General features: G+C 71.0%; 11 protein-coding genes. 2 read left to right on the top strand and 9 right to left on the bottom strand.

Going from position 1 to position 8,990, the window contains the following annotated elements:
- A partial coding sequence (locus WBA97_RS36985; protein WP_424235680.1) for a CAP domain-containing protein occupies positions 1 to 577 on the top strand: 577 nt, incomplete at its 5' end.
- Here the strand turns inward: WBA97_RS36985 and WBA97_RS36980 are convergent.
- From WBA97_RS36980 to WBA97_RS36970, 3 genes are read right to left on the bottom strand one after another with little or no spacing between them, the layout of a single operon-like run.
- Positions 574 to 951 carry a VOC family protein gene (locus WBA97_RS36980; protein WP_424235679.1) on the bottom strand — a complete coding sequence of 126 codons (378 nt, stop codon included), beginning with the start codon at positions 949 to 951 and terminating at the stop codon, positions 574 to 576. The two genes, WBA97_RS36985 and WBA97_RS36980, sit on opposite strands and share 4 nt — an antisense overlap.
- On the bottom strand, positions 948 to 1,628 hold the full coding sequence (locus WBA97_RS36975) for a response regulator (RefSeq protein WP_424235678.1): 681 nt from the start codon (positions 1,626 to 1,628) through the stop codon (positions 948 to 950). Before WBA97_RS36975 ends, WBA97_RS36980 begins: the two co-directional genes overlap by 4 nt.
- A complete protein-coding gene (locus WBA97_RS36970; protein ID WP_424235677.1) occupies positions 1,625 to 4,207 on the bottom strand; it encodes a DUF4118 domain-containing protein in 2,583 nt (860 codons plus the stop codon). Before WBA97_RS36970 ends, WBA97_RS36975 begins: the two co-directional genes overlap by 4 nt.
- 131 nt (positions 4,208 to 4,338) lie before the next feature.
- Here WBA97_RS36970 and WBA97_RS36965 point away from each other — a divergent pair, with 131 nt between their 5' ends.
- On the top strand, positions 4,339 to 5,181 hold the full coding sequence (locus WBA97_RS36965) for a TetR/AcrR family transcriptional regulator (protein ID WP_424235676.1): 843 nt from the start codon (positions 4,339 to 4,341) through the stop codon (positions 5,179 to 5,181).
- On the opposite strand, the gene mutM is transcribed toward WBA97_RS36965, so the two are convergent.
- From mutM to WBA97_RS36935, 6 genes are all read right to left on the bottom strand, one after another.
- On the bottom strand, positions 5,126 to 6,007 hold the full coding sequence (mutM, locus tag WBA97_RS36960) for a bifunctional DNA-formamidopyrimidine glycosylase/DNA-(apurinic or apyrimidinic site) lyase (protein ID WP_424235675.1): 882 nt from the start codon (positions 6,005 to 6,007) through the stop codon (positions 5,126 to 5,128). The genes WBA97_RS36965 and mutM overlap by 56 nt on opposite strands.
- Positions 6,000 to 6,710, bottom strand: a complete 711-nt coding sequence (gene rnc / locus WBA97_RS36955) for a ribonuclease III (RefSeq protein ID WP_424235682.1) — start codon at positions 6,708 to 6,710, stop codon at positions 6,000 to 6,002. The genes mutM and rnc overlap by 8 nt, the downstream gene beginning before the upstream one ends.
- 74 nt (positions 6,711 to 6,784) lie before the next feature.
- Complete coding sequence (gene rpmF, locus WBA97_RS36950) at positions 6,785 to 6,967, bottom strand: 50S ribosomal protein L32 (protein ID WP_184812403.1); 183 nt, start codon at positions 6,965 to 6,967, stop codon at positions 6,785 to 6,787.
- Positions 6,968 to 7,025: 58 nt separating this feature from the next.
- Entirely contained in the window at positions 7,026 to 7,589 is a 564-nt protein-coding gene (locus tag WBA97_RS36945) for a YceD family protein (protein WP_424235674.1), read from the bottom strand.
- A gap of 74 nt (positions 7,590 to 7,663) precedes the next feature.
- Positions 7,664 to 8,413 carry a DivIVA domain-containing protein gene (locus tag WBA97_RS36940; RefSeq protein ID WP_424235673.1) on the bottom strand — a complete coding sequence of 250 codons (750 nt, stop codon included), beginning with the start codon at positions 8,411 to 8,413 and terminating at the stop codon, positions 7,664 to 7,666.
- Between the two features lie 129 nt (positions 8,414 to 8,542).
- Positions 8,543 to 8,968 carry a ribonuclease domain-containing protein gene (locus tag WBA97_RS36935; protein ID WP_424235672.1) on the bottom strand — a complete coding sequence of 142 codons (426 nt, stop codon included), beginning with the start codon at positions 8,966 to 8,968 and terminating at the stop codon, positions 8,543 to 8,545.
- Positions 8,969 to 8,990: the final 22 nt, after the last annotated feature.

The raw sequence follows: 8,990 nt of genomic DNA, 5'->3' as shown, positions 1-8,990 counted from the left end.
CGGGCTCCCCGACGCGCTGGTCGCCGACTCCCCCGGTGATCTCGTCCGGCCCGACCCCGGCAAGCCCTCCTCCGGCTCCCCCACCTCGTCCGGCGCGCCGACCACGTCGTCCGCCCCGCCCGTGACGTCGTCGTCCACCGAAGCACCCGCCCCGCCGCCCCCGCCCGCGACGTCCGAGGAGCCGCCCGCCCCGCCGACCGCGACCGGCGGCACCGCGCAGGACGAGATCGTCAGCCTCGTGAACAGCTTCCGCGGCGAGGCGGGCTGCGGGCCCGTCACCGCCGACTCCCAGCTCGCCGCCGCCGCGCAGGCACACGCCGAGGACATGTCGCGGCGTGACTACTTCTCCCACGACTCACTCGATGGCAGGTCCTTCGACGAGCGGATCCGCAATGCCGGATATCCGAGTCCTGGTGCGGAGAACATCGCCCGCGGCGCCAGGACCGCCGAGAGGGTCATGCAGCTGTGGATGGACTCCGACGGCCACCGCCGCAACATCCTCAACTGCGACCTGAAGACCCTCGGCGTCGGCCTCGAACGCGACGGCTTCTACTGGGTGCAGGACTTCGGGTTCTAAGCCGCCTCACGGACGAGGCAGAACGGGTGTCCTGCCGGGTCCGCGTAGACCCGCCACGCCTTGCGCGAGTCGTCCAGCAGCACGGCGCCTGCCGCCAGGGCCTCCCCGTGCGCGGCATCGAGGTCCGGCACCCCCAGGTCCAGGTGTGACTGCTGGGGGGCGGTCGGATCCGGCCAGCGCGGCGGCCGGTACCCGGCGACCCGCTGGAAGCACAGCACCAGCCCGTTCGGCAGGTGCAGCGTCGACCACCCGCCGCCAAGCCCCCACCTGCGGTCCAGCCGGTTGACCTCCCCGCCGAGCAGCGCGTGGTAGAACCGCGCCAGCACCTCGTCGTCGGGACAGTCGAGCACCACGCACTGCAGAGTCGCTTTCACGCCTCGAACCGATAGCCCATCCCGGCCTCGGTGAGCAAGTGACGCGGCCGCGACGGCTGCGGCTCCAGCTTGCGCCGCAGCTGCGCCAGGTACACCCGCAGGTAGTGCGTCTCCGACGCGTACGAGGGCCCCCACACCTCCTGCAGCAGCTGTTTCTGCCCCACGAGCTTGCCCCGGTTGCGCACCAGCAGCTCCAGCACGCCCCACTCGGTGGGCGTCAGATGCACCTCGGCGCCGTCGCGGATCACCTTCTTCGCCGCGAGGTCGACCGTGAACGCCCGCGCCTCGACCACGGCCTCCTCCCCGGTCCGCACGGTCGACGCACGCCGGACCGCGGCCCGCAGCCGCGCGAGCAGCTCGTCCATGCCGAACGGTTTCGTCACGTAGTCGTCGGCACCGGCGTCCAGCGCGGCGACCTTGTCGCCGGAGTCGGTGCGCGCGGAAAGCACGATGATCGGCACGCTGGTCCACCCGCGCAGCCCTTCGATGACCGTCGCGCCGTCGATGTCCGGCAATCCGAGGTCCAGCACCACGACGTCGGGGTGCTCGGTGGCGGCGACCCGCAGGGCCTCCTGCCCGTTCGCGGCGGTCGACACGTCGTAGCCACGGGCGGTGAGGTTGATCCGCAGGGCACGCACGATCTGTGGCTCGTCATCGACAACCAGCACTTTCGTCATGTCTGCACACTCCCGTCCACCGGCAGTGAGAGCACGACCGTGAGCCCACCGCCGGGGGTGTCCTCCGTGCCGATCGTCCCGTTCATCGCGTCCATGAACCCCTTCGCCACCGACATGCCGAGCCCGATCCCGCTCGTGGCGTCGCCGAGCCGCTGGAACGGCGCGAACAGCTTCTCCGCCGTGCCCTTGGGCAGCCCCCTGCCGTGGTCGACCACGCGCAGCTCCACCCGGTCCTCGTGCGTGCTCGCCCGGATCGCGATCGGTGGCTCCGAGGGCGGCGCGGCGGCCGAGAAGGTGTCGGTCCGGCCGGACCACCCGTGCCGCAACGCGTTGTCCACGACGTTCGCGACGACCCGTTCGAGCAGCCCGACGTCGGCACGCACCGCGGGCAGCCGCTCGTCTACGTCCACCGCCACCGCGGACCGGCCGTCGAGCCCGGCGAGCGCACGGGCCACGACCTCGTCGTAGGTGACGGCACGCAGCCGGGGGCGCACCGCGCCGGTCGCGAGCCGGGACGAGTCGAGCAGGTTGTCGATGATCGCGGACAGCCGGTCGGCGGACTCCTCGATGTCCGCCAGCAGGTCGGCGCTGTCCTGCGCCGACAGTGACAGGTCCGGCGCACGCAGGCTGCCGACCGCCACCTTGATCGACGTCAGCGGGGTGCGCAGGTCGTGGCCGACGGCGGACAGCAGCGCGGTACGCAGCTCGTTCGTCGCCGCGGTGCGCTTGGCCTCCGCCGCCTCGGCCGCCATCCGCTGCTGCCGCAACGCGAGGAGTGCCTGTCCCGCAACGGTTTCCAGCACGCCCCTGGTGTCGGCGGGCAGTGCCCTGCCACGCAGCGCGAGGTGCACGTCGGGGGTCACGGCCACGTCGGTGTCCGCGTCGTCCGGCCCGTCACACGGGGACGGCCCCGCGCACGCGACCCGGTGCCACTCGCCGTCGCGCCGCTCGACCAGCGCGACCGACGACAGCCCGAAGTTCTCCCGCACCTTCTCCAGCAGCCGGTCCACCGGCCGCGGCGAGGTCAGCACCGTCCTGGCGTACGAGGTGAGCAGGGACGCCTCGGTGCGTGCCTCGGTGGCCTGCACGGTGCGCCGCGCCGCCCGGTCGACCACCAGCGCGACGAGCACGGCCACGATCACCATCACGACGAGCGTGATCAGGTTCTCCGACTCGGCGATCGTCAGCGTGTGCAGCGGCGGGGTGAAGAAGAAGTTCAGCAGCATTCCGGAGAACAGCGCGGCGAACAGTGCTGGGCCGAGCCCGCCGATGAGCGTCACGGTCACGATCACCAGGAAGTACCCGACGACGTCGGTCGACAGCGACACGTGCGTGTGCAGCAGGGCCCCGGCGATGGTCGCGAGCACGGGCAGCACCGCCGCCGCGACCCAGCCGACCACCCGCCTTGGCACCGCGAGCGGGCTGCGTTCCGCCCGCAGCCGCCAGCCGCGCCGCGCCTGCGCGTGGGTGACCATGTGGACGTCGATCGAGCCGGACCGCTGCACCACCGTCGCGCCGATGCCCTCGTCGAACAGCCGCGCGACCCGCGACCGCCGTGACGTGCCGACGACGAGCTGTGTGGCGTTCACGCCACGCGCGAAGTCCAGCATCGCGTCCGGCACGTCGTCGCCGACCACCGTGTGGAACGTCGCGCCGAGGTTCTTGGCGAGCCTGCGGATCTCGGCCACCGCGTGCGGCGACGCGCCGGCGAGCCCGTCGCCGCGCAGGATGTGCAGCACGAGCAGCTCGGCACCGGCCCGCACCGCGATGCGGCTGGCGCGGCGGATCAGCGTCTCGCTCTCCTCGCCGCCGGTGACCGCGACGACCACCCGCTCGCGTGCCTCCCACGTGTCGGTGATGTGCTGCTCGGCGCGGTATCGCTGCAGCGCGACATCGACCTGGTCGGCGACCCACAGCAGCGCCAGCTCGCGCAGCGCGGTGAGGTTGCCGGGCCGGAAGTAGTTGCCGAGCGCGGCGTCGATGCGGCGGGCCGGGTAGACGTTGCCGTGCGCGAGGCGGCGGCGCAGCGCCTCCGGCGTGATGTCGATCAGCTCCAACTGCTGCGCGGCGCGCACCACCTCGTCGGGCACGGTCTCCTGCTGCCGCACGCCGGTGATCCGCTCGACGACGTCGTTGACGCTCTCCAGGTGCTGGACGTTGAGCGTGGACAGCACGTCGATGCCCGCGTCGAGCAGGACCCGGATGTCCTGCCAGCGCTTGGGGTTGGCCATGCCGGGGACGTTGGTGTGTGCGAGCTCGTCGACCAGCACGACCTCTGGCGCGCGGGCCAGCACGGCGTCGAGGTCCATCTCCTCGAAGTCGCGCCCCCGGTAGGCCATCGCCCTGCGCGGCACGACCTCGAGGCCATCGAGCAGCCGGTCGGTCCTGGCCCGCTCGTGGGTCTCGATGAACCCGACGACCACGTCGGTGCCGCGCTCGAGTCTTCTGTGCGCCTCGCCGAGCATCGCGTAGGTCTTGCCGACCCCGGGGGCCGCGCCGAAGTAGATACGCAGTTCGCCGCGGCGGGGCTCGTCCCGTCGCGGAGCCTGCTCGTGCTCGGCGCGAGCGTCTGCCGTCACGGAGCCAGTGTGCGCCTCGCTCACGTGCACAGCCTGCTACCCGGGCCGCCGCCGCGGTGGCACGTTGACGACTTCTTCACGCGTGCGGTGATGCAGCCGACACCTGGACAGAAGGGGACAGCCTGTCGAACATGGGACCTCTGTCGGGGGACCCATTGCTTGGACCACTACCGGGGAGTCGAAATCCGCCGGGTAAGGCACCCATGAACGACCTTCCGAAGCCCCGCCGAACTCGCGCCGACGCAGTCCGGAACCGCGAGCAGATCCTCCATGCCGCCGTTGACCTCATGGTCGAGCGAGGCCCGGCGGTACCGCTGGAGCTGATCGCTCGCCAGGCCGGCGTCGGCATCGCGACGTTGTACCGCCATTTTCCGGACCGGATGGTGTTACTTCGGCACGTCGCACTCGATGTGCTGACCCAGTCCGTGGCGGCGGCGAACGCCGCCCTGGCTGAGGAACCGGACGCGTTCACCGCGCTCACCCGCTACCTGCACGACGCGGTCGACCTCCGTATCGGGGTCGTCGTGCCCATGCTCGCCGAACGCGTGCTGATGGACGACGAACTCGTGGCCGCCCACGACGCGTCCCAGAACGGCCTCGCGGCGATCGTGCGCGCCGCGCACGACGAGGGCTCGCTGCGGCCGGACGTCGGGTCCGGCGACATCGGCCTGCTGATGATCAGGATGACCCCGCCGTTGCCGGTCGCCATCGCCCCGGAGGACAACCACCAGCTCAGCCACCGGCACCTGGAGCTGGTGCTCGACGGGCTGCTGCGGTTCCTCGCCGTCGACTCGCTGCCCGGCAAGCCGCTGAGCCTCGATGAGCTGGCCGAGATCCCCCGCGACGAGGACGGCAACTACCTGCCGGTGATGGCGGGTGGCACGTCGCGCTGCAGGCGGAACGGCCGTCGAGAGGGAGTCAGGAACGAGCGCGGCGTTGGCAGCGCGGACAGAAGTACGACGAACGATTCATGAACGGCTCGCGCCGGATCGGCGTCCCGCACCGCCCGCAGGGCAGGCCTTCCTGGCCGTACACGGCGAGCGACCGGTCGAAGTAGCCGGACTGGCCGTTGACGTTGACATACAGCGCGTCGAACGACGTGCCGCCCTGGCCGAGCGCCTCCCGCATGACGTCGGTGGCCGCCGCGAGGACCTCGGTCGCCTTCGCCCGCGAGATCCGTTCGGTCGGGTGGGTCCAGTGCGTCCTCGTCCGCCACAGCGCTTCGTCGGCGTAGATGTTGCCGATGCCGGACACCAGGGTCTGGTCGAGCAGCGCCCGCTTCAGCTCGGTCTTCTTCCCGCGCAGCGCGGCGACCGCGGCGGGCAGCGAGAAGTCGGGGTCCATCGGGTCGCGGCCGATGTGGGCGATCGCGGACGGCAGCCGGGCGCCGTCAACCGACACGAGGTCGTCGACGAGGAAACCGCCGAACGTGCGCTGGTCGACGAACCGCAGCTCGGGGCCGTCGTCGGTGAAGCCGAACCGGACGCGCAGGTGCTTCTCGTCCGGCGCGCCCACCGGCTGGACCAGCAGCTGCCCGCTCATGCCGAGGTGCGCGATCAGGGCGACGTCCGGATTGGCTCCGTCATCGTCGCTGTCGGACAGCTCCAGCCACAGGTACTTGCCCCGCCGCCGCGCGGCGGAGATCGTGCGGCCCGCGAGCCTGCCGGAGAAGTCCCCGGGGCCGAGCGTGTGCCGCCGGATCGCCCTCGGGTGCAGTACGTCGACCTCGGCGACCGTGCGGCCGGTGACGTGCCCGTCAAGGCCGGTCCGCACCACCTCGACCTCAGGTAGCTCAGGCACCCTTGCCGCGCTGCTGTTGTTCGCTGGTCTCGATGATCTCCGACAGCGTGCGCCACGCCGCCTCGGCGGCCTTCTGCTCGGCTTCCTTCTTGGTGCTGCCGTCGCCGGTGCCCCGGTCCTGACCCGCGACGATCACCGTGGCGGTGAACTCCTTGCGGTGGTCGGGACCTTCCTCCTGGACGCGGTACTCGGGCACGCCGAGACTCGCCGACGCCGTCAGCTCCTGCAGCGACGTCTTCCAGTCCAGCCCGGCGCCGAGCAGCGGCGCCTCCGCGAGCAGCGGATCGAACAGGTGGTGCACGAGCTGCCGCGCGACATCGATGCCGTGGGCGAGGTACACCGCGCCGATCACGGCCTCCATGCCGTCGGCGAGGATGCTCGCCTTGTCACGCCCGCCGGTCAGCTCCTCGCCCTTGCCCAGCAGCAGGTGCGCGCCGAGACCCTCGTCGCCGAGGCCCCGGGCCACACCGGCCAGGGCATGCATGTTCACCACGCTCGCCCGCAGCTTCGCGAGCTGCCCCTCCGGCATTTCCGGATGCGTCCGGTACAGGTGGTCGGTGACCACGAGACCGAGCACCGCGTCGCCGAGGAACTCCAGCCGCTCGTTCGGTGGCAGGCCACCGTTCTCGTACGCGTACGAGCGATGTGTCATGGCGAGTTTCAGCAGCTCGGCGTCCATCTCGACGCCGAGCGCTTCGAGCAGCTTGCGCGGGTCGGCCGTCGGGCCCTTGGCCCCTCTACCCCCCACAGTCGCCCACCAACCTCACCGCCCGAGGATCATGCAGGCTCGGTGACCTGACGACCGCCGTACTGACCACAGCTGGGGCAGACGACGTGCTGGGGCTTGGGCTTGCGGCAGGCGCGGTTCGAGCACTCCACCAGGTGGACGGCGCTGGTCTTCCACTGCGACCTGCGCGCACGTGTGTTCGACCGCGACATCTTCCGCTTGGGGACGGCCACGACTAGTTCTCCTTCAATGCTTCTGGTGGCGGGATCGGACAGCCTTGACTGAATGAGCTCAGGCGTCACGATCCGTGCGGAACCGCTCCGTTAGCGCGGCCCACCGAGGGTCAATCGTCTCATGCCGGTGATCGGGACCGAGAGCGGCCCACCTGCCACCGCACTCCGGGCACAGTCCCGCGCAGTCGTCCTGGCACAGCGGCGCGGGCGGGAGCGCGAGCACGAGCGCGTCCCGCACCACCGGTTCAAGATCAACTTTATCGTCGACCAGGCGATGGATCTCGTCCTCGTCGGTCGTCGCCTCGGTGACGCTGGCCGGGTAGGCGAACAGCTCGGTGAACTCGACCTCGATGTCGTGGTCGGTCGCCGAGATCGGGTCGAGGCAGCGCGAGCACTCCCCCTCGATCGGCGCGACGGCCGTGCCGGAGACCAGCACGCCCTCCACGACGGACTCGAGTAGCACGTCCACCTCGACCGGCGCGCCCTTGGGCACGGTGATCACGCCCTCGACCCCGAGGACGTTCGTGGTCTCCACGGCCCGCTCGAACTTGCGGGAGAGACCGGGCCTGCGGCCCAGCTCCCTCGTGTCGAGGGTCCATGGGCTGTTGCGCTGTTCGGACATGACGAACTTCAACGTCCCCGTGTTCGGAAGAATTTCCCCGCGACCGCGAGGTGTGCCCAACCAGGTTACGCGGGTCAGGCGGAGTAATCGAACGGGACGGCGGGAGCGGGCTCCGGAACGGGCGGCGCCGAGGGCGGCATGCCGACTCCGCCACCGCGCAGGTGCGCACGCCCCTTGCTGACCGTGCGCAGCGTGTGGGAAAGGAGGTCGGCGAACTCGGCGAGCTTGCCGTCCACGTACTCGTCGCACTCCCCGCGCTGGCGGGTGACCTCGTCGGCGGTCGCGTCCAGGATCCTGGCCGACTCGAGGTGCGAGGCCTGCACGACCTCGGTCGCGGAGACGAGACGGGCCTGCTCGATGCGGCCGTCGTCGACCGAACGCTCGTAGGACTCGCGGCCCGCCTGGATCATCCGGTCGGCCTCGACCTGGGAGCGGCCGACCAGGTCGTCGTACTTGGCCTGGCCCGCGGCGATCGTGCGGTCGGCCTCGTTCCGTGCGTCCTGCACGAGCCGGTCGGCGTGCGCCTGCGCGTCGGCGACCAGCCGCTCCGCCTCCGCGCTCGCCTCGGCGACCGACTGCTCGGCCTCCAGGTTCGCCTTGCTGATGATCTGTTCTGCCTCGTGCTCGGCCTGGCCGACGATCTCGTCCTTGCGGTCGAGCACGTCCTGCGCGTCGTCGACCTCGCCAGGCAGCGCGTCGCGGACCTCGTCGAGCAACTCGAGGATGTCACCGCGCGGCACGACGCAACTCGAGGTCATCGGTACGCCACGCGCCTCCTCGAGGATCGTGACGAGCTCGTCGAGGGCCTCGAAAACCTTGTACACGCTTCTGCTCCCTCCAGCACCCCGGCACACGCCCCTGCGGACGTCCAGTGTGCCGGTTGTGCCGGGGTGATCGGTGGAGGTTGAGCGAGGTCCGCGTGTCAGTGCCTGGCCGGCGGCCCTTGATCGAGATCAGGGAGCGGGCGCCGCCGCGAGATCGATCAGGTCGAAGCTCTCGTAGTGGTCGCCGGTGTAGAAGTGCTCGCCAGCGTCGCCGGTGACGATCCGGCGGGCACCGCGGTCCGAGCTGCCTGGGGTCTCCACCGTGTACTCGTGGTAGTAGCCGGTGTCGCAGTCCGGCAGGAGGCCCTCGCGGTTCTGGAAGACCGTGCCGTCCTCCGGGTACGGGAACGGGCCGTCCTGTTCGATCAGGTCCGCCGTCTCCGCCGCCTCCGGCGGCAGGCTCGACAGCGCCACCACCTCGAAGCCGGACGTGTCACCACAGGGTGCCTGCGCTCTCTCGTCGGCGAACGCGGGAGAGGTGAGGCCGAAGACCGCGAAGAGGGCGATCAGCAAGGGAAGCAGCGTTTTCACAGGCTTGGTTGTGACGTTGCTCATTCACCGACCGTAACTCCGGCCC

The organism is Actinophytocola sp. (genome assembly GCF_049647105.1).
In the GTDB taxonomy this organism is placed as follows: Bacteria; Actinomycetota; Actinomycetes; order Mycobacteriales; family Pseudonocardiaceae; genus Actinophytocola.
The sequence above is the reverse complement of the archived record's forward strand: the minus strand, read 5'-3'. Positions and strand labels throughout refer to the sequence as shown.